Annotated in this window: 20 protein-coding genes; 4 read left to right on the top strand and 16 right to left on the bottom strand. The window is 75.3% G+C overall.

Going from position 1 to position 17,242, the window contains the following annotated elements; genetic code table 11:
• Positions 1-261: 261 nt before the first annotated feature.
• The 11 genes from BJ999_RS20420 to BJ999_RS20375 all read right to left on the bottom strand — a co-directional run bounded on the left by BJ999_RS20420 (position 262) and on the right by BJ999_RS20375 (position 8,882).
• Positions 262-1,419, bottom strand: coding sequence for a 4-hydroxybenzoate 3-monooxygenase (locus BJ999_RS20420; protein WP_179834773.1), 1,158 nt, complete (start codon positions 1,417-1,419; stop codon positions 262-264).
• Between the two features lie 52 nt (positions 1,420-1,471).
• A complete protein-coding gene (locus BJ999_RS20415) occupies positions 1,472-2,299 on the bottom strand; it encodes an IclR family transcriptional regulator (RefSeq protein WP_229810675.1) in 828 nt (275 codons plus the stop codon).
• A gap of 22 nt (positions 2,300-2,321) precedes the next feature.
• A complete protein-coding gene (gene pcaC, locus BJ999_RS43645; protein WP_218935151.1) occupies positions 2,322-2,711 on the bottom strand; it encodes a 4-carboxymuconolactone decarboxylase in 390 nt (129 codons plus the stop codon).
• Positions 2,708-3,481: a 3-oxoadipate enol-lactonase gene (gene pcaD, locus BJ999_RS42175; protein ID WP_308427293.1), complete on the bottom strand. Its 774-nt coding sequence runs from the start codon at positions 3,479-3,481 to the stop codon at positions 2,708-2,710. The genes pcaC and pcaD overlap by 4 nt, the downstream gene beginning before the upstream one ends.
• Complete coding sequence (pcaB, locus tag BJ999_RS20405; RefSeq protein WP_179834772.1) at positions 3,478-4,698, bottom strand: 3-carboxy-cis,cis-muconate cycloisomerase; 1,221 nt, start codon at positions 4,696-4,698, stop codon at positions 3,478-3,480. The genes pcaD and pcaB overlap by 4 nt, the downstream gene beginning before the upstream one ends.
• Positions 4,688-5,251: a protocatechuate 3,4-dioxygenase subunit alpha gene (pcaG, locus tag BJ999_RS20400; RefSeq protein ID WP_179834771.1), complete on the bottom strand. Its 564-nt coding sequence runs from the start codon at positions 5,249-5,251 to the stop codon at positions 4,688-4,690. The genes pcaB and pcaG overlap by 11 nt, the downstream gene beginning before the upstream one ends.
• Positions 5,251-5,916, bottom strand: a complete 666-nt coding sequence (gene pcaH, locus BJ999_RS20395; protein WP_179834770.1) for a protocatechuate 3,4-dioxygenase subunit beta — start codon at positions 5,914-5,916, stop codon at positions 5,251-5,253. Before pcaH ends, pcaG begins: the two co-directional genes overlap by 1 nt.
• Positions 5,913-6,080, bottom strand: a complete 168-nt coding sequence (locus tag BJ999_RS20390) for a sugar phosphate isomerase family (protein WP_218935150.1) — start codon at positions 6,078-6,080, stop codon at positions 5,913-5,915. The genes pcaH and BJ999_RS20390 overlap by 4 nt, the downstream gene beginning before the upstream one ends.
• 121 nt (positions 6,081-6,201) lie before the next feature.
• The gene (locus BJ999_RS20385; RefSeq protein ID WP_179834769.1) at positions 6,202-7,188 is read right to left on the bottom strand and encodes a sigma-70 family RNA polymerase sigma factor; all 987 of its coding nucleotides are present in this window, start codon (positions 7,186-7,188) and stop codon (positions 6,202-6,204) included.
• Between the two features lie 111 nt (positions 7,189-7,299).
• Positions 7,300-8,385 carry a zinc-dependent alcohol dehydrogenase family protein gene (locus BJ999_RS20380; RefSeq protein ID WP_179834768.1) on the bottom strand — a complete coding sequence of 362 codons (1,086 nt, stop codon included), beginning with the start codon at positions 8,383-8,385 and terminating at the stop codon, positions 7,300-7,302.
• Positions 8,385-8,882 carry an XdhC family protein gene (locus tag BJ999_RS20375; RefSeq protein WP_179834767.1) on the bottom strand — a complete coding sequence of 166 codons (498 nt, stop codon included), beginning with the start codon at positions 8,880-8,882 and terminating at the stop codon, positions 8,385-8,387. The genes BJ999_RS20380 and BJ999_RS20375 overlap by 1 nt, the downstream gene beginning before the upstream one ends.
• Positions 8,883-9,039: 157 nt before the next feature.
• Between BJ999_RS20375 and BJ999_RS20370 the strand changes: the two genes are divergently transcribed.
• From BJ999_RS20370 to BJ999_RS20360, 3 genes are read left to right on the top strand one after another with little or no spacing between them, the layout of a single operon-like run.
• On the top strand, positions 9,040-9,594 hold the full coding sequence (locus tag BJ999_RS20370; RefSeq protein ID WP_179834766.1) for a universal stress protein: 555 nt from the start codon (positions 9,040-9,042) through the stop codon (positions 9,592-9,594).
• 28 nt (positions 9,595-9,622) lie between these two features.
• Positions 9,623-10,264 (top strand): adenylate kinase family protein, encoded by a 642-nt coding sequence (locus tag BJ999_RS20365; protein ID WP_179834765.1) that lies wholly within the window; start codon positions 9,623-9,625, stop codon positions 10,262-10,264.
• Positions 10,261-11,118 carry a 1-aminocyclopropane-1-carboxylate deaminase/D-cysteine desulfhydrase gene (locus BJ999_RS20360; RefSeq protein WP_179834764.1) on the top strand — a complete coding sequence of 286 codons (858 nt, stop codon included), beginning with the start codon at positions 10,261-10,263 and terminating at the stop codon, positions 11,116-11,118. Before BJ999_RS20365 ends, BJ999_RS20360 begins: the two co-directional genes overlap by 4 nt.
• A 56-nt stretch (positions 11,119-11,174) precedes the next feature.
• Here the strand turns inward: BJ999_RS20360 and BJ999_RS20355 are convergent, their stop codons facing one another.
• From BJ999_RS20355 to BJ999_RS20340, 4 genes are all read right to left on the bottom strand, one after another.
• The gene (locus BJ999_RS20355) at positions 11,175-12,248 is read right to left on the bottom strand and encodes an acyl-CoA dehydrogenase family protein (protein WP_179834763.1); all 1,074 of its coding nucleotides are present in this window, start codon (positions 12,246-12,248) and stop codon (positions 11,175-11,177) included.
• Complete coding sequence (locus BJ999_RS20350; protein WP_179834762.1) at positions 12,245-13,438, bottom strand: acyl-CoA dehydrogenase family protein; 1,194 nt, start codon at positions 13,436-13,438, stop codon at positions 12,245-12,247. The genes BJ999_RS20355 and BJ999_RS20350 overlap by 4 nt, the downstream gene beginning before the upstream one ends.
• A 157-nt stretch (positions 13,439-13,595) precedes the next feature.
• Positions 13,596-14,012, bottom strand: coding sequence for a nuclear transport factor 2 family protein (locus BJ999_RS20345; RefSeq protein WP_179834761.1), 417 nt, complete (start codon positions 14,010-14,012; stop codon positions 13,596-13,598).
• Positions 14,009-14,407 (bottom strand): nuclear transport factor 2 family protein, encoded by a 399-nt coding sequence (locus BJ999_RS20340; RefSeq protein ID WP_179834760.1) that lies wholly within the window; start codon positions 14,405-14,407, stop codon positions 14,009-14,011. The genes BJ999_RS20345 and BJ999_RS20340 overlap by 4 nt, the downstream gene beginning before the upstream one ends.
• A gap of 81 nt (positions 14,408-14,488) precedes the next feature.
• On the opposite strand from BJ999_RS20340, the gene BJ999_RS20335 reads away from it, so the two are divergent.
• Complete coding sequence (locus BJ999_RS20335) at positions 14,489-15,082, top strand: TetR/AcrR family transcriptional regulator (RefSeq protein ID WP_179834759.1); 594 nt, start codon at positions 14,489-14,491, stop codon at positions 15,080-15,082.
• Here BJ999_RS20335 and BJ999_RS20330 read toward each other — a convergent pair.
• Positions 15,079-17,106: a HelD family protein gene (locus BJ999_RS20330; protein WP_179834758.1), complete on the bottom strand. Its 2,028-nt coding sequence runs from the start codon at positions 17,104-17,106 to the stop codon at positions 15,079-15,081. The genes BJ999_RS20335 and BJ999_RS20330 overlap by 4 nt on opposite strands.
• Positions 17,107-17,242 lie beyond the last annotated feature (136 nt).

The following is a 17,242-nucleotide window of genomic DNA, read 5'->3' as shown; positions in this document are numbered from 1 at the left end:
CGCATCGGGTTCTGCGCCGGTCAGGGCCGGGCGGGGGCGGGCTCGCGGCCGCCGCCGGGCGGGCGGCGACGTCGAGCAGATGCCGAAGCCTTTCACCTTCCGCGTCCACGTGGGGGCACGGCACGCGCCGACGGCCGCCGGGCCGGGGGCCGGCGGCGCCGCCACGCGTCTCACCGTAGACCGAACTTGCCTACGTGGCAAAATGTCAGGGGCTGCTAATTTCGGTGACGTGCATCTCACCCGGGCGCCGTGAGCGCGCGGCTAGGTGAGGGGAAGGCCGGTGTAGTTCTCGGCCAGGGAGGTCTTGGCCGCCTCGGAGGAGGCCACGTAGTCCAGGTGGGAGCGCTGGAGCCGGCGCTCGAAGCCGGTCGCGGCCGGGTCGGTGTGCAGCAGCGTGGTCATCCAGTACGAGAAGTGCTCGGCCCGCCACACCCGCCGCAGGCACGCGTCGGAGTACTCGTCCAGCAGGGTGTGCGATCCGGAGGCGTACCGTTCGGCGAACGCCCGCGCCAGGACGGTCACGTCGGACACCGCCAGGTTGAGGCCCTTCGCCCCGGTCGGCGGGACGATGTGCCCCGCGTCGCCGGCGAGGAACAGCCGGTCGTGCCGCAGCGGCTCGGCCACGAAGCTGCGCATCGGCGTGATCGACCTGTCGGTGATCGGGCCCTCGCGCAGTTCCCAGCCGTCGTCGGTGGCGAACCGCGCCGCGAGTTCGTCCCAGATCCGGGCGTCGGGCCACGCGGCGATGTCCTCGTCCGGCGGCACCTGGAGGTAGAGGCGGCTGACCTGCGGGGAGCGCAGGCTGTGCAGCGCGAACCCGCGGTCGTGGTGGGCGTAGATCAGCTCGTCGGTGGAGGGCGGGACGTCGGCGAGGATCCCGAGCCAGGCGAACGGGTACTCGCGCTCGAACGTCCGCAGGCCCGGCACGGCGGGGCGGCCGACGCCGTGGAACCCGTCGCAGCCGGCGATGTAGTCGCAGTCCAGGGTGCGCGTCCGGTCGCCGTCGCGGAAGGTCACGCTCGGCGCGGAGGCGTCCAGGGCGACGACCTCCGCCTCGAACCGCACGTCGCCGCCGTCGGCCAGCCGCCGGGCGACGAGGTCCTTGACGATCTCGGTCTGGGCGTAGACCGTCACGGTCCGGCCGGTGAGGTCGGTCAGCGGGACCCGGTGCCCGGCGCCGCCGAACCGCAGCTCCAGCCCGTGGTGGACCAGGCCCTCCCGGTCCAGCCGCTCGCCCGCGCCGCTCTCGCGCAGGACGTCGGTCGTCCCCTGCTCCAGCATCCCGGCCCGCTGCCGGTGCTCCACGTAGTCGCGGTCGCGGCTCTCCAGGACCACCGAGTCGATCCCCTGGAGATGGAGCAGATGCGACAGCAGCAGCCCCGCCGGTCCTCCGCCGATGATCGCGACCTGGGTCCGCATCGATCCTCCTCGTGATGGCCTCGCGCCGATGGTCGCGCGCGTCGCCGCAGGTTCAGGCGCCGGCGTTCCGCTCAGCGGAAAACAGGTCGGGGCCTCCGGGCCAGTGCGCCGCCACGTCCCGGGACAGGGCGCGCACCGCGGTCGTCAGCGGCGGCAGCAGCCGCCGCAGGTCGGCGCTGCGGGTGCTCGACACCAGCGACACCGCCGCGACCACGTCGCCCGCGCCGTCGCGCACGGGGGCGCCGACGGACGACGCGCCCAGCGTCATCTCGTCGCGGGTCACCGCGTAGCCGGAACGGCGGACCTGCTCGACGCAGCGCCGCAGCTCGCCGGGGTCGGTGATGGAGCGCGCCGCGTGCCGGGGCAGCTCGCCGGCCAGGACCTTCTCCAGCACCCGCGGCGGCGCGAACGCCAGCAGCACCTTCCCGACGCCGGTGGTGTGCAGCGGCAAGGTCGCGCCGACCTGGGTCACGACCGGCACCGACCGCGTCCCGCGCAGCCGCTCCACGATCAGCACCCGCTCGTCGCGGAGCACGCCGAGCTGGACGTTGTCGTGGGTGGCCTCGTACAGGTCCTCCATGTGCGGGAGGGCCAGCTCTCGCAGCCCGGTGACCGCCGGGGCCTGGCTTCCGATGCGCCACAGCCGGGTGCCGATGCGGTATGTGCCGTCCGGCACCCGCTCCAGGAACCCGCCGCCGACCAGCTCCCCGACGAGGCGGTGGCCGGTCGCCAGCGGCAGGCCGGCGCGGCGGCAGATCTCACTCAGGTTGAGGCGGACGCCGCCCTGCGCGAAGGCGTTCAGGATGGCCATGACCTTGCCCGTCACGCTGACCGGCCGCGCGCGTTCCGCCCTGTCCCCTCTCCTGGGGTCCGCTCCCACGTGGCTCCTCCGCCCGGGCCCGTCACTCCTGTTCGGTGAGTACCCGCTGGGCGACGGCGAACGCCGAGTTCGCGGCGGGCACTCCACAATAGATCGCCGTCTGCAGGAGCACCTCCCCGATCTCGTCGGGGGTCAGTCCGTTGCGGAGCGCGGCGCGCACGTGCATGGCCAGTTCGTCCAGGTGGCCGCCCGCGACCATGGCGGTCAGCGTGATGCAGCTGCGGGTCCTGCGGTCCAGGCCGGGACGGCTCCAGACCTCCCCCCACGCGTAGCGGGTGATCAGGTCCTGGAAGTCGGCGGTGAAGCCGTCCTTGCGGGCCTCGGCGCGGTCGACGTGGGCGTCGCCGAGCACCTCGCGCCGCGTCCTCATGCCCAGCGCGTGCCGTTCCCCGTCGGACATGCGCTCGCTCATCGGCGGGCTCCCTTCCACGTGCGGTCCAGGTGCGCGGTGATCGCCTCGGTGACCTCGGCCGGGCGTTCGGCGTTCGCCAGGTGCCCGGCGCCCTCGACCACCGTCAGCCGGGCGCCCGGGATGCCGGCCGCGAGCCGGTCGGCGTGGCCGCGCGGCGGGGTCGGGCCGTCCTGCGCACCGGCGACCACCAGGGCCGGCGCGCGGATCTCGGCCAGGCGCTCGGTCGCGTCGAACGCGGCCAGGGCGTCGCAGCAGCCGGCGTAGCCCTCGGCGTCGGTGGCGCGGAGCATCGCCACGTAAGGGTCCGCTCCGGTGAAGGACGGCGTGAACCAGCGTCCCGCCGCGCCGTCCACGACCGGGCCGACCCCCTCGCGGCGGACGAGCGCGGCGCGTTCGCGCCAGGGCCCCGGGTCGCCGAAGCGCGGGGACGTGCAGCACAGGACCAGGCTGGCGACGCGCTCCGGGGCGCGCAGCGCGAGGGCCGTCCCGACCGCGCCTCCGAGCGACACCCCGGCGTAGGCGGCCCGCTCGACGCCGAGGCCGTCGAGCAGGGCGACGACCCCGCCGGCGAGGTCCTCGACGGTGAACGGGCCGCCGGGCGCTGGCGTGCCGCCGTGGCCGGGCAGGTCGTAGCGCAGCACGCGCCAGGCACGCGTCAGCGCGGGCATCTGCGGCAGCCACAGGTCCATGGAGGTGCCGAGGGACGGGCCGAGGACGACGACGGGCGCGCCGTCCGGTCCGTCCAGACGGTGGTGCGGTGCGGCGGTCACGCGCGGCTCCTGCGGTACGCGTCGAGGGCCTGGCCGACGAGGGCGGCGGCGGCGCCGGTCCCGGGGTCGTCGCCGAGGAGGTCCAGGAGGTCGTCGAGGTCGGCGCGCATCAGCTCGGTGGACACCTCCAGGCCGTCCAGCAGCTCGGCGGCCGTCTCGGCGGCGCCGCCGGTCAGCCGAAGGCACTCGCGCAGCGGCTGCCACTCGGCGTGCCACTCCCCCGCCGGCCGCTCGTGCGGCGCGGCCTGCGCGGCGAGGATCACCTGGACCTGCGCCGGGACCTGCAGGGCGGCGGACCGGACCAGCGCGGACAGCGCCGGGTTGCGCTTGTGCGGCATCGACGACGAGCCGCCCCGGCCCGCGCCCGCGGCCTCCGCGACCTCGCCGACCTCGCTCTGCGCCAGCAGCCACACATCGGTGGCGATCTTGCCGAGGGCGCCGGCGGCCACCGCCAGCGCCGCCGCGAGACGGGCGACGGGCGTTCGGCGGGTGTGCCACGGCAGGACGGGGCACGCCAGCCCGGTCTCCTCCGCGTAGGCGGCGACGAGGTCGAGGGCCCGGTCGCCGAAGGCGTCCAGCGTCCCGGCGGGGCCTCCGAGCTGGGCGGGCAGCAGGACGGCGGCCAGGCCCTCCCGCGCCTCCAGGCAGCCCATGAGCCAGCCCGCGGCCTTGGCGCCGAACGTCGTCGGCAGCGCCTGCCGGCCGAGCGTGCGGGCGGGCATCGGCGTGTCGCGGTACCGCGCCGCGAGCCCGGCCAGCGCGTCCAGTGCCCGGTCGAGGTGGGCGAGGACGACGCGCCTGGCACGGGCCGCGACGAGCATGGCGCCGGTGTCGGCGATGTCCTGGCTCGTGGCGCCCTTGTGGACGTGCTCGCCCGCGGCGCCCGCGAGCGCGCGCAGATCGGCGACCAGCGGCACGACGGGGTTGCCGGAGCCGCGGGCCCGGCGGGCGATGCCGGGCAGGTCGAACCGGTCCGCGTCGGCGGCGGCGGTGATCGCCTCCGCGGCGGGGGCGGGGACGAGACCGAGCCGGGCCTGCGCGCGGGCGAGCGCCGCCTCCGCGTCGAGCATGGCGGTCAGGTAGGCGAGGTCGCTGGTGGCGGCCTCAGCCTCCGTCCCCGCCCGGACGGGCGACAGCAGTCCCGCGTCCGGCGCCGGGCGGCGCTCCTGCGCCGGCCCGTGCCCGCCGGGCGGCGGCCCGTGCTCGTCAGAAGGCAAGGAACACCGTCTCCCGGTCCCCCTGGAGACGGACGTCGAACCGGTACTCCCGCTCGCCCTCACGTTCGGCGACCAGGGTCGCGCGCCGCTCCTCCGGGACGGCGTCCAGCAGCGGGTCGGCCGCGCGGGCGGCCCCGTCCTCGGGGAAGTACAGCCGGGTGAAGACCGGCTTCAGCAGGCCGCGGGCGAACACCAGCACGGCGATGTAGGGCGCGCTCCCGCCGACCGCGCCGGGCTTGACGGTGCTGAACCAGTAGCCGCCGTCGGCGTCGGTGCCGCACCGGCCGAAGCCGGAGAAGCCGTGCCCGGCGCGCACGATGCCGCCGGGGCGGTGCGGGACCTCGCCGTTGCCGTCGGCCTGCCAGATCTCCAGCAGCGCGTCCGGCACCGGCTGTCCCGCGCCGTCCAGGACGCGCCCGCGCACCCGGATCGCGTCGGGCCGCCACGGCGGGACCACCTGCGGGCCCGCCTCGTACGGCAGCGCGTAGCCGAAGAAGGGGCCGACCGTCTGGGAGGGCGTCACGGCCGAGGGCGTGGGGGAAGGCGTGCTCATCAGGCCTCCATCGGGGTGTCGCCGAGGACGATGTCCCACTGGTAGCCGAGCGCCCACTCCGGCGTGGTGGTGTCCATGTCGAACCGGGAGACCAGCTTCTCCCGGTCCCGCTCGTCCGGGATCGACTGGAAGATCGGGTCGTGGGCGAACAGCGGGTCGCCGGGGAAGTACATCTGGGTGACGAGCCGCTGGGTGAACGCGGTGCCGAACACCGAGAAGTGGATGTGGGCGGGCCGCCACGCGTTGTGGTGGTTGCCCCACGGGTAGGCGCCCGGCTTGATCGTGACGAACCGGTAGCGGCCGTCGCCGTCGGTCAGGCAGCGTCCGGCGCCGGTGAAGTTGGGGTCGAGCGGCGCCGGATGGACGTCGCCGAGGTGGTGGTACCGGCCCGACGCGTTGGCCTGCCAGACCTCCACCAGCGCGCCGCGCACCGGGCGGCCCGCGCCGTCGAGCACGCGGCCGGTCACGACGATCCGCTCGCCGAGCGGTTCCCCGGCGTGCTGGACGGTGAGGTCGTGGTCCCTGCGTCCCAGTTCCTGGTGTCCGAAGACCGGGGAGGTCAGCTCGATGCTGTCCGGCCCCAGCTTCGGCATGAGCAGATCCTGCGACGGGGCGCGGAGCACGGTGCTCTTGTAGCCCGGGTACAGGTACGGCGGGTGCGTCATGCCCTCATCCCTTCCTGCTCGGTGATGCCGGCCGTGCCCCGCTCGTCGAGGCCGGAGATGAGGACCGGCGGCGCCCCGCGGGGCCCGAAGCCGCCGACGGCCGGGGACGATCCGTCACCGATGTCGGCGACGGCGTCCGCCGCCGAGGCCACGACCTTGTCCATAAGCCTCCCCTTCCCGCTCGGCGGGAGGCCGTCACGGCGTCCCCGCCCGGCCACCACCCTCGCAGCCGGCGCGGCGCGCGCCCCGCCCCCATTTCCGCCCAGTGGAAGGGCGGGGGCGCGATCAGAGGCTCTCGGCCAGCCCGAACACCGGGAACAGGGTCGTGTCGAAGAACACCGAGACGTGGGCGACGCCGTCGCCGGTGACGCTCAGCACCTGGAGCTGGTACGCGCGGTGAACGCCCTCGTCGTCGCGCTTGTAGAGCCCGAAGGCCGGCTGCCCGTTCGCGGCGGCCGGGACCATCCGGATGTCGCCGGGGGTGGGACCGCACTGGGCCAGGATGAGCCGGACGACGTGGTCGGCGCCGACGAACCACTGCGGGAACGGCGGCATCTCCCAGACGATGTCCTGCTTGAACAACTCGATCAGGCTCGCGATGTCGGCGGACTCGAACGCCTTCGCGTAGCGCTCCAGGAGGTCGCGCTGGCCGGGGTCGGTCGGCTCGACCAGCTCGTCGCGCAGGGGGGCGTTCTCCTCCAGCTGCGCGCGCGCCCGCTGCAGCGCGCTGTTGACCGCGGCGGTGGAGGTGTCGAGGAGCTCGGCGACCTCGGCGGCCCGCCACTTCAGCACGTCCCGCAGGATCAGCACGACCCGCTGCTTGGCGGGCAGGTGCTGCAGGGCCGCCACGAACGCCAGGCGGGTGCTCTCGCGCGCGGTGACGATGGTCGCCGGGTCGGTGGCGTCGGCCCCGAGAACGGCGTCGGGGGCGGGCTCCAGCCACGGCACCTCGTCCGAGGCCACCACGGGCCGCTCCGGCTCCTCGCTCGGCGCCCCGAGACCGGACGGCATGGGCCGGTTGCCGCGCTGGTCGATGGCGGTCAGGCACACGTTCGTGGCGATGCGGTACAGCCACGTGCGCAGCGAGGAGCGGCCCTCGAAGCCGCCGTAGGAGCGCCATGCCCGCAGGTAGGTCTCCTGCACCAGGTCCTCGGCGTCGTGGATGGAGCCGAGCATCCGGTAGCAGTGCGCCAGCAGCTCCCGCCGGTACGGGTCGGCCAGCGACTGGAAGTCACGGTCTGTCTCGATGGTGTCGGGCATGGTGTCGGGCATGGTGGTCGTCACCTCTGCTGGGCGGCATCGCCAGGGCGGCGAGGGCGGCGGGCGCCGTCGCCTCCGACCGTAGACGAGCCCACTGACAGAACACGGGCGTCACCCCTGATCCTACGCCCGCGCCCCGTGGACGCCACCGGCGCCGTCGCCGGGGGGACGCCGGCGCCGAGGTTCGATCACCGTGATCCCGGCCCCGGACATCGCGGCGAGGGCGGCCGGGGCGTCGTCCAGGGTCAGGACGCGCCCCACCAGCAGGTCGGGGCGCAGCGCTCCGGAGCGGACCAGCTCCATCATCGGGCCGTAGGCGTGGGCGGCCATCCCGTGGCTGCCGACGATCTCCAGCTCCCATCCGATCACCCGCTCCATCGGCAGGTCGGCGCGGCCCGCGCCGGGCGGCAGCAGCCCGACCTGGACGTGCCGGCCGCGGCGGCGCAGGGACTCGACCGAGGCGCGGGCGGTGGCCGGGCTGCCGAGCGCGTCCAACGAGACGTGGGCGCCGCCGTGGGCCGCCTCGCGCACGGCCTCGGCCACGTCGTCGTGAGCCGCGGCGTCGACGACGGCGGACGCGCCGCAGCGGCGCGCCAGCTCCAGCGCCTGCGGCGACACGTCGACCGCCACGACCCGCGCGCCGGCCGCCGCGGCGATCATGACGGCGGACAGCCCGACGCCGCCGCAGCCGTGCACCGCCGCCCACTCGCCCGCGCGGACGCGTCCCTGCGCGAGGACGGCGCGGAACGCGGTGGCGAACCGGCAGCCGAGCGCGGCCGCGGTCGTGCAGGCCATCTCGTCGGGCAGGCGCACCAGGTTCACCTCGGCGGCGTCGATCGCGACGTAGTGGGCGAACGAGCCCCAGTGCGTGAAGCCGGGCTGGGTCTGGGCCTCGCAGACCTGCTGGTCGCCCGCCTGGCAGGACGGGCAGCGGCCGCAGGCGCACACGAACGGGACGGTCACCCGGTCGCCGGGCCGCAGGCCGGCGACGCCGGCGCCGGTCTCCTCGACCGTGCCCGCCAGTTCGTGGCCGGGGACGTGCGGGAAGGCGCGGATGTCGGGATCGTGGCCCTGCCAGCCGTGCCAGTCGCTGCGGCACACGCCCGTGGCCTCGACCCGGATCACCGCGCCGCCGGGCGGCACCCGCGGGTCGGGCAGCTCCCGGATCTCCAGCGGCCCGGCGAAGGCGTCGTAGGCGACCGCCAGCACTAGAACTCGAAGCCGCCGGGGCGGCCGTTGCGGTCGGCGATCAGGCCGGCGAGGGTCGCCAGGGCGATCTCGGCCGGCGTCCTGGAGCCGATGTTGAGCCCGATCGGGCGGTGCACGCGCGCGATGTCGGCCGCGGGAACGCCGAGTTCTGTGAGGGCCGGGATGTGCGGGGCGGGGTGCCGCGGGTTGCCCATGACGCCGACCCACCGGACGGGCTGCGTCAGCACGTCGCGCAGGACCGGCCCGAGCTCGGGCCGGTGGTGGTCTGTGACGACGACGTCCGCGGTGGCGTCCAGGGGCGGCAGGTCGGACGTGCCGTCGCGGTCCTTGTCGGGGTCGACGAGGAACGTGCGGTAGCCGAGGCCGGCGGCGTAGCGCAGCAGGTGGTCGGCGACGGGGCCGGCGAACACCGCGACCAGCGTCCGCTCCCCCGTTTCGGGCTGGACGTCGCCGTGCGCGACGGCGCAGGAGGAGTCGTGCTCGTGCGGTGCGGCCATACCGGAAGTCTGCCCCGCGCGGCGCCGGAAGGTCCAGCGCCCACGCCCTCGCCGCGGGTTCGTCGCGAACCGGTGCCCCCGGAACCTGGAACTCTCGCGCCGGAACGGGTATGCCTTCTGTCTAGACTGCTGTCACCCGGCGGCCACAGGAGGGACCGTGATCGCGAGACCGGAGGGCGGGCCCCGCGTCGTGGTGGGGGTGGACGACTCCGCGGGTGCGCGCTGCGCCCTCTCCTGGGCGATCGGCGAGGCGCGGCTGCGCCGGCTGCCGCTGCTGGTGGCGCACGCCGCGCCGCTGCCCCCGCACGTGTCGGCGGCGGGCCAGCTCGGCTGCGGCATCACCGAGGCGCTGCGCGGTTCCGGGGCCGAGCTCATCGCCCGGCTGCTGGCGGAGGTGTGCGGGGGCCCGCCCGAGGGCGTGGAGATGACCGCGCTGGCGCTCGTCGGGGAGCCGGGCGCGACGCTGGTGCGGCTGGCGGGCGACGACGACATCCTGGTCGTCGGGCGTGGCACGCGGGGCCCGTTCTCGCGGCTGCTGCGTCCGTCGGTGCGGCTGCACTGCGCCCGCAGGGCCCGCGCGACGCTGGTGTGCGTCCGCCCGCCCGCGTTCGACACGCTGCTGGAGAACCTGATGGTGCGGGACGAGTCGCCCGAGAGCGCTCCCGACTCCCGGTTCCGGAGGCTGGGCCGCCGCCTGCGCCTCCCCCTCTGACCGGGACGGCGCGCATAGGCTCTCCCCCATGCGCAAGTACGTCATCATCGGCGCTGTCGGAAGCGGCAAGAGCACGCACTCCGAGTTGCTCGCGCGCGATCTGGACATCGTCCACATCAGCGTCGGCGACATCTTCCGCTGGCACGTCAAGAACCACACCAAGCTCGGGGCGCAGGTGCGGCGCACCATGGCGGCCGGCGAGCTGGTCGGGGACGATCTCGCGGAGAGCGTCGTGCGGGACCGGCTAGCCCAGCACGACTGGAACTACGGGTTCGTCGTCGACGGCTTCCCCCGCAGCCGGCGGCAGACGGAGTTCTTCCTGGAGAGCTACGACATCGACGGCGTGATCCATCTGGACCTGCCGGACGAGGAGGTCCGCCGCCGGGTGCTGGCCCGCCGGCTGTGCAACGGGTGCGGGATGGACTACAACCTGATCGCCGACCGCCCGACGCAGGAGGGCCGCTGCGACGTGTGCGGGGGCGAGCTGGTGTCCCGCGAGGACGATACGGAGCAGGCGCTCGCCGAGCGGCTGCGCGAGTACCACGAGAGGACCGACCCCATCCTGGAGCTGTTCGGCCGCAAGGAGTACGTGGTCACCATCGACGCGCGGCCGGGCATCGAGGAGGTGCAGCGTACGCTCCGCGGGAGGCTCGGCCTGCCGATGCCATGACGCCTTCCCCCGAGACGACCTCACCCGTGGTGGAGCTGGCGGACGAGCGGGCGGCGCGCCGCGGTCTCCGGCTCTTCCTGAAGCGGGACGACCTGATCCACCCGGAGCTGCCGGGCAACAAGTGGCGCAAGCTCCGGCACAACCTCGGGCCCGCGCGCGAGCACGGGACGGTCCTGACGTTCGGCGGCGCCTATTCCAACCACATCCGGGCCGTGGCGGCTGCGGGCAGGATCCACGGGTTCGCGACCATCGGCGTGATCCGTGGCGAGGAGCGCCTGCCGTTGAACGACACGCTCGCGCGCGCCGAGCACATGGGCATGCGCCTCACCTACCTGGACCGCGCGGCCTACCGGCGCAAGCACGAGCCCGACATCATCGAGGCGCTGCGGGAGCGGTGGGGCGGCTTCTACCTCCTGCCGGAAGGCGGAAGCAACGCGCCGGCCGTCCGGGGCTGCGCCGAGCTGGGCGCGGAGGTGCCGGATTTCGACGTGGTGTGCTGCCCCTGCGGGACAGGCGGGACGCTGGCCGGCCTCGCCGCCGGGCTCGCCCCGGGGCAGCGCGCCGTCGGGTTCTCCGTGCTGAGGGGCGGTTTCATGACCGGGGAGGTGGCGCGTCTCCAGCGCGAGACCTACGGTGGGCGGCGCGGGGACTGGAGCGTCCAGGACGGCTTCCACTTCGGCGGCTACGCGAGGAGCACCCCCGAGCTGGACGCGTTCGCCGACGACTTCGCCGGCCGGCACGGGATCGTCCTCGACCGGATCTACACGGCGAAGATGATGTTCGGCGTGCTGGCGCTGGCCGAGCGCGGCGCGTTCCCCGAGGGCGCCCGGATCCTGGCGGTCATCACCGGTTAGCCGGACGGCCCCGTGGTCGCGGCCCGGGGCCGTCCGCCCGCCGTCAGGCACCGCCGTCAGGCCGGAGGAAGGTTCACCAGTTCGGCGAGGAGCGCGCGGTGCCGGTCGGGCGTGCCGAGGGCGATGGAGTCGGCCTTGGCGCGCTTCAGGAACAGGTGCGCCGGGTGCTCCCAGGTGAAGCCGATGCCGCCGTGCATCTGCACGCACTCCTCGGCCGCCTTCAGGGCGACCGCCGAGCAGTGCGCCTGCGCGACGGCGACCGCGATCGGCGTGTCCTCGTCGCCCGCGGCCACGCAGGACGCGGCGTGGCGGGCGACCGCGCGGGCCTGGGTGATCGAGGTCCACAGGTCGGCGAGCCGGTGCTTGAGGCCCTGGTAGGAGCCGACCGGGCGGCCGAACTGGTAGCGCGTCTTCACGTAGGCGACGGTGTCGTCCAGGCAGCGCTCGGCGAGCCCGAGCTGCTCGGACGCCAGCATCGCGGCGCCGGTGCGCAGCGCGGCCCGCACGGCGCCGGCCCCTTCGGCGACGCGCCGGGCCGGCGCGGCGGAGAAGGCGAGGTCGGCGAGCCGGCGCGTCATGTCGAGCGAGGTCGCGGCGGTGCGGCGGGCGTCGGCGGCGTCCACCGCGTACAGGCCGTCCCCGGCCGGGACGAGCAGCACCTCGGCGGCCATGCCGTCGGCCACGCTGGTGACCTCGCCGGTCAGCGTCCCGTCGGCGACTCGGACCGTCGCCGGGACGTCGCCCGGCGCGGCGCTGAACGGGACGGCCAGCACCGCGATCCGCTCCCCCGCGGCCAGCCGCGGAAGCAGCTCCCGCTCCCCGGCGGCCAGCAGCGCCGCCGTGGCGATCACGGCGCTGGCGAGGAACGGGACGGGCGCGGCGGACCGGCCCAGCTCCTCCATCACGACGGCGGTCTCGCGCCAGGTGGCGCCGGCGCCGCCGAGCTCCTCGGGGACCGGCAGGCCCGCGCAGCCGAGCTGGCCGGCGACCGCCCGCCACAGCGGCGCGTCGTAGGGCTCGTCCTTCTCGGTGCCGGCGAGGACGGAGGTCCAGGGCGCCTTGTCTCCCAGCACGTCGCGGACGCTCGCCCGCAGGTCGTTCTCGATCTCGCCGTACAGCAGGTCGCTCATCGGGGCAGGTCCTTCCACGCCACGTCCTTGTCGACGCGGATCTCGCCGGGCAGGCCGAGGACGCGCTCGGCGATGATGTTGCGCAGGATCTCCGAGGTGCCGCCCTCGATGGAGTTGCCCTTGGCGCGCAGGTAGCGGTAGCCGGGCGAGCGGCGGGTGAAGTCGACCTCGGTGGGGCGGCGCATCGTCCAGTCGTCGTAGCGCAGGCCCTCCTCGCCGAGCAGCTCCAGTTCCAGGCCGGACACCTCCTGGTTGAGCCTGGCGAAGGCCAGCTTGGCGCCCGACCCCTCGGGGCCGGGCTGCCCGGCCGTGAGCTGCTGGCGCAGCCGCGCCCCGGTGAGCCGGGCCGCCTCGGTGTCCACCCACGCGCGCAGCAGGGCGTCGTGCAGGCCGGGGGTGCGCAGCTCGGGACGGTCCCGCCAGAGCGCGGCGACGACCCCGATCATGCCGCTCTCGCGCGGCACGGCGCTGCCGCCGATCGCGACCCGCTCGTTCATCAGCGTGGTGGTGGAGACCTGCCAGCCCTGCCCGACCTCGCCGAGCCGGTGCTCGTCGGGGATCCGCACGTCGGTGAGGAACACCTCGTTGAACTCGGCCTCGCCGGTGATCTGCCGCAGCGGGCGGACCTCGACGCCCGGCGCGGTCATGTCGCAGACGAAGTAGGTCATGCCGCGGTGCTTGGGGACGTCCGGGTCGGTGCGGGTGACGAGGATCGCCCAGCGCGCCTCGTGCGCCATGGACGTCCACACCTTCTGGCCGTCGACCGTCCAGGCGTCGCCGTCGCGGACGGCGCGGGTGGCGAGCGCGGCGAGGTCGGAGCCGGCGCCGGGCTCGCTGAACAGCTGGCACCACAGCTCCTCGCCGGTCCACAGCGGGCGCAGGAAGCGGCGCTTCTGCTCCTCGGTGCCGAAGGCGAGGATCGTCGGCGCGGCCATGCCGAGCCCGATGCCGTTGCGCTCGGGGTGGTTGGTCGGGGCGCCCGCCTCGGCGAACCGGCGGTCGACGGCGGGCTGCAGGTGCCGCGGGGCGCCGAGCCCACCGAGTCCCTCGGGGTAGTGCACCCAGGCGAGCCCGGCGTCGAACCGGGCCCGCAGGAACTCCAGGGGCCCGGTCGCCGCGGGGTCGTGGCCGGCGAGGAACTCGCCGACCCGCCTGCTCAGATCGTCGGCGTCGGGCGGTGCTGTGCTCACGGGGCCTCCGCGCGGGGCGTGGGTGGCGGCGGCCACCCGGAACGGGACATACCAACCGGTCGGTATGCCGACGTCCAGCCTAGGAACGGCCGGGACGGCCAGTCAACCGCCCGCGCCCGGCAGCCCCTGCGGGTCCTCCCCGCGCGGTCCTCCCCGCTCAGCCGTCCATCATCGCCCGCGCGAAGCCCGGGTGGTCGTGGTAGTCGCGGGTCTCGGCGATCTGGCCGTCGCGCACCCGCAGCACCTGGACGTTGGCGACGCGGAACGCGCGGCCCGAGGTGGTCACGCGCCCGTCGTAGCCGAACTCCGCGATGATCACCTCCGGGTCTCCGGTCTCGTGCACCACCACGTCGCGGGCGCGCAGTTCGAGGGGCCCGCGCGCGGCGGCGCGGAAGTGCCGGTCGATCGCCGCGCGGCCCTCCAGGCGCGGCGGCGCGGGCGGGAGGGCGAAGGGCTGCTCGACGACCGCGTCCTCGGCGTAGAGGGCGGCGAGCTCGTGCCAGCGGCCGGCCGAGATGCCCGCGCTGAGCCGCGCGAACACCTCGCGGGGGGACGCGGCGGACGGGGGCCTCACGCCATCGCCTCGTCGAACGCGCGGTGGTGGGCGTAGTCGCGGGACTCCACGATGTGCCCGTCGCGCACCCGCAGGACGAAGATGTTGGGCACGACGAACTCCCGTCCGTTCTCGGTGTTGCGTCCCGCGTACTCGAACTCCGTGATGATCACCTCGGGGTCGGCGGTCTCGTGCACGACGACGTTGCGCGCCTTCAGCTCCACGGGCAGCGTCTCCAGCTGCGCGAAGTGCCGGCGCAGCGCCTCGCGGCCCTCCAGGCGCGAGGCCGGGTGGGCGAACGGGTGCACGACCACCGCGTCCTCCGCGTAGAGCTGCGGCAGGCCCTCCGGCCGGAGCGCGGTTATCCCGTCGATCAGCCGCTGGAGGACGGCCCGGGGGCTGGCGAACTCTGACATGCGATCTCCCCTAGAATCGGAGTACGTGCTCCGCATGAGAAAATATGGAGCCAAGACTCCACTTGTCAACGGAAGGCCGCGATGACATCACCCGCCTCCGGCAGGCCGCTGCGCGCCGACGCCCTGCGCAACCGCGCCAAGGTCCTCGCCGCGGCCGAGGAGGTCTTCGCCGTCCAGGGGACCTCCGCCTCCACCGAGGAGGTCGCGCGCAAGGCGGGGGTCGGCATCGGGACGGTGTTCCGGCACTTCCCCACCAAGGAGTCGCTGCTGGAGGCCGTGCTCGTCGCCCTGCTGGAGCGGCTGGCGGCCGAGGCGCGGGACCTGCGGTCCGCGGACGACCCGGGCGCGGCGTTCTTCGGCTTCTTCACCCGGGTGGTCTCGCAGGCGGCGACCAAGCAGGCCGTCACCGAGGCGCTGGCCGAGGCCGGCATCGACGCCCGGAAGGCCACCGGGCGCGCCGGGCCGGGCCTGAAGGCCGCCCTCGGGGTCCTTCTCGAACGGGCGCAGGAGGCCGGCGCCGTCCGAGCCGACGTCGGGCCGGGCGAGGTCATGGCGCTGCTGGCGGGCATGTCCTACGCCGCCGGCCGCGCCGGGGCCCGCGAGGACGTCCTGCGGATCGCCTTCGACGGGCTGCGCCCGCGGGTGCGCCCGGACCTGCCGGGCGCGCCCGGCTAGGGCACCGGCTCCGCCAGCTCGGCGGGCAGGTCGTCCTCGTGCAGCACGGTCAGCGTGGTGACGGCCCGGGTCAGCACGACGTACAGGCGGGCGAGGCCGCGCGCCTCGGCCGCGGCGATGGCGGCGGGCTCGGCGACGATCACGTGGTCGTACTCCAGGCCCTTGGCGAGGGTCGCGGGGATCACGAGCAACCGTCCGGTCCCGGCCGACTCCGGCCCGAGGACCTCGTGCTCCAGCCCGGCGGTCTCCAGCGCGGCCGCGTGCTCGCCCGCCCGCGCGTCCGGGACGATCAGGCCGACCGAACCGGGGCGGGCGAGGGCGGCGCGGGCGGCCTCGACCGTCGCGGCGGCCAGGCCGGGGACGCGCCGCACGGTGAGCGCTCCGGCGCCGGGCCGCAGCGAGCGCGGCCGCTCCAGGCCGGGCGCGACGTGCGGGAGCAGGCGGGCGGCGAAGTCGAGGACGGTGCCCGGAACGCGGAACCCGAGGGTCAGCTCGGTGACCTCCCCGTCCTGCCCGAGATGGGCGAGAACCTCCTTCCACGTGCGCGCCGACCACGCGGTCGTGCCCTGCGCGAGGTCGCCGAGGACGGTCGCCGAGCCCGTCGCGCAGCGGCGGCCCAGCGCCCGCAGCTGCATCGCGGACAGGTCCTGCGCCTCGTCCACCACCAGGTGGCCGAGCGAGGTGGTGCGCTCGATGAGGTCGTTCAGCTCGTCCAGGAGGGCCCGGTCGGCGGCGGTCCACGCGGCGGAACGGTGCGAGCGGGCGGGCCTCGACGGCCGGAGGGCGGCCTGCTCGTCCTCGTCGAGCACGCCCTTCGCGGCCCCGCGCAGCAGATCGGCGTCCGAGAGCAGCCGGTGCAGGACCTGCTCGGCGCTCACCTTCGGCCACACCGCGTCGAGGACCTGCTTGACCGGCCCGCTCCGCGCGACCTGGTCCTGGACGCGGTCGTCGGGGGCCTCGCCGCGCCGTTCCATCCGGACGAGGATCTGGTGCGCCAGCCGCTGCGCGAACGCGGCCCGGCCGCTGCCGTACCGGGTCGTCCCGCGCAGCGCGGCGGCGATCTCGCGGATCTCGTGGTCGGCGAGCCGGTAGCGCGCCGCGCCCCGCGTGACGACGAGCCCCTCCTCCGGTTTGCGGACGTGCAGCCACAGCGCCCTGCGCAGCACGTCGGCCATCCGGGCGTCGCCCTTGAGGGCGGCCACGTCCGCGGGCTCGTCGCGGAGCGGCGGGCCGAGCAGGTCGTCGATGGTGGCCTGCTCGACCCGGACCTCGCCGAGCGCGGGCAGCACCGCCGAGATGTAGGCGAGGAACGCGCGGTTCGGCCCGACGATCAGCACGCCGGACCGCGACAGCCGCTCCCGGTGCGTGAACAGCAGGTAGGCGGCGCGGTGCAGGCCGACGGCCGTCTTGCCGGTGCCGGGCGCGCCCTGGACGCAGACGCTCCGGGGCAGGTCGGCGCGGACGATCACGTCCTGCTCGGGCTGGATGGTGGCGACGATGTCGCGCATCGGGCCGGTCCGGGGGCGCTCGATCTCCTCGGTCAGGATCCGGGACGGGCCGATGTCGCCGCCGTCGAGGGGCTCGTCCTCGAACGCGGTCAGCTCGCCGGCCCGGAACCCGAAGCGCCGCCGCAGCCGCCAGCCCATCGGGTCCGCGGGCCCGGCCTGGTAGAACGCCCGGGAGACGGGGGCGCGCCAGTCCAGGACGAGGGGGCGTCCCTCGTCGCCGTCGTGGACGTGCCGCCGCCCCACGTACATGACCGCGGGCAGGTCGGGGCCGGCCGCGCCGGCACGGTCCATGCGGCCGAAGAACAGCGGAGTGTCGGGGTGGTCGGCGAGGGCCTCGACCCGCTGGTCGAGCAGCGACTCCAGGAACTGCTTGGAGACCCAGTCGGCGGCGACGTCCGCGGAAAGGCTCGCGGCGTGCTCGCGCATCCGGCGCAGGGCGGCGCGGGACTCGGCGAGGTGGGCGCGTTCGGCAGCGAGGACCGCGGGTTCGGAAGGGGCGGCGGACTCGGCGGGCATGCGGACAGACCTCCGGCTGCGAGGGTGGTGGGGGGCCAAACCCACGACCTTACCGACATGGCGCGGGCGCCGCTGGACATTTCGACGGGCCGCTTTCCGGGGGCGGCGGCGCTGCGTCTTGCCGGTGGGGCCGGGG

It is taken from the genome of Actinomadura citrea (assembly GCF_013409045.1).
GTDB classification, from domain to species: Bacteria; Actinomycetota; Actinomycetes; order Streptosporangiales; family Streptosporangiaceae; genus Spirillospora; species Spirillospora citrea.
The sequence above is the reverse complement of the archived record's forward strand: the minus strand, read 5'-3'. Positions and strand labels throughout refer to the sequence as shown.

What these genes read in the sequence shown, in the direction of transcription:
- BJ999_RS20420 (WP_179834773.1), bottom strand. Translation starts at nt 1,419, where the DNA reads ATGCGGACCCAGGTCGCGATCATCGGCGGAGGACCGGCGGGGCTGCTG.
- pcaC (WP_218935151.1), bottom strand. Translation starts at nt 2,711, where the DNA reads ATGAGCGAGCGCATGTCCGACGGGGAACGGCACGCGCTGGGCATGAGG.
- pcaG (WP_179834771.1), bottom strand. Translation starts at nt 5,251, where the DNA reads ATGAGCACGCCTTCCCCCACGCCCTCGGCCGTGACGCCCTCCCAGACG.
- pcaH (WP_179834770.1), bottom strand. Translation starts at nt 5,916, where the DNA reads ATGACGCACCCGCCGTACCTGTACCCGGGCTACAAGAGCACCGTGCTC.
- BJ999_RS20390 (WP_218935150.1), bottom strand. Translation starts at nt 6,080, where the DNA reads ATGGACAAGGTCGTGGCCTCGGCGGCGGACGCCGTCGCCGACATCGGT.
- BJ999_RS20385 (WP_179834769.1), bottom strand. Translation starts at nt 7,188, where the DNA reads ATGCCCGACACCATGCCCGACACCATCGAGACAGACCGTGACTTCCAG.
- BJ999_RS20375 (WP_179834767.1), bottom strand. Translation starts at nt 8,882, where the DNA reads ATGGCCGCACCGCACGAGCACGACTCCTCCTGCGCCGTCGCGCACGGC.
- BJ999_RS20365 (WP_179834765.1), top strand. Translation starts at nt 9,623, where the DNA reads ATGCGCAAGTACGTCATCATCGGCGCTGTCGGAAGCGGCAAGAGCACG.
- BJ999_RS20360 (WP_179834764.1), top strand. Translation starts at nt 10,261, where the DNA reads ATGACGCCTTCCCCCGAGACGACCTCACCCGTGGTGGAGCTGGCGGAC.
- BJ999_RS20355 (WP_179834763.1), bottom strand. Translation starts at nt 12,248, where the DNA reads ATGAGCGACCTGCTGTACGGCGAGATCGAGAACGACCTGCGGGCGAGC.
- BJ999_RS20340 (WP_179834760.1), bottom strand. Translation starts at nt 14,407, where the DNA reads ATGTCAGAGTTCGCCAGCCCCCGGGCCGTCCTCCAGCGGCTGATCGAC.
- BJ999_RS20335 (WP_179834759.1), top strand. Translation starts at nt 14,489, where the DNA reads ATGACATCACCCGCCTCCGGCAGGCCGCTGCGCGCCGACGCCCTGCGC.
- BJ999_RS20330 (WP_179834758.1), bottom strand. Translation starts at nt 17,106, where the DNA reads ATGCCCGCCGAGTCCGCCGCCCCTTCCGAACCCGCGGTCCTCGCTGCC.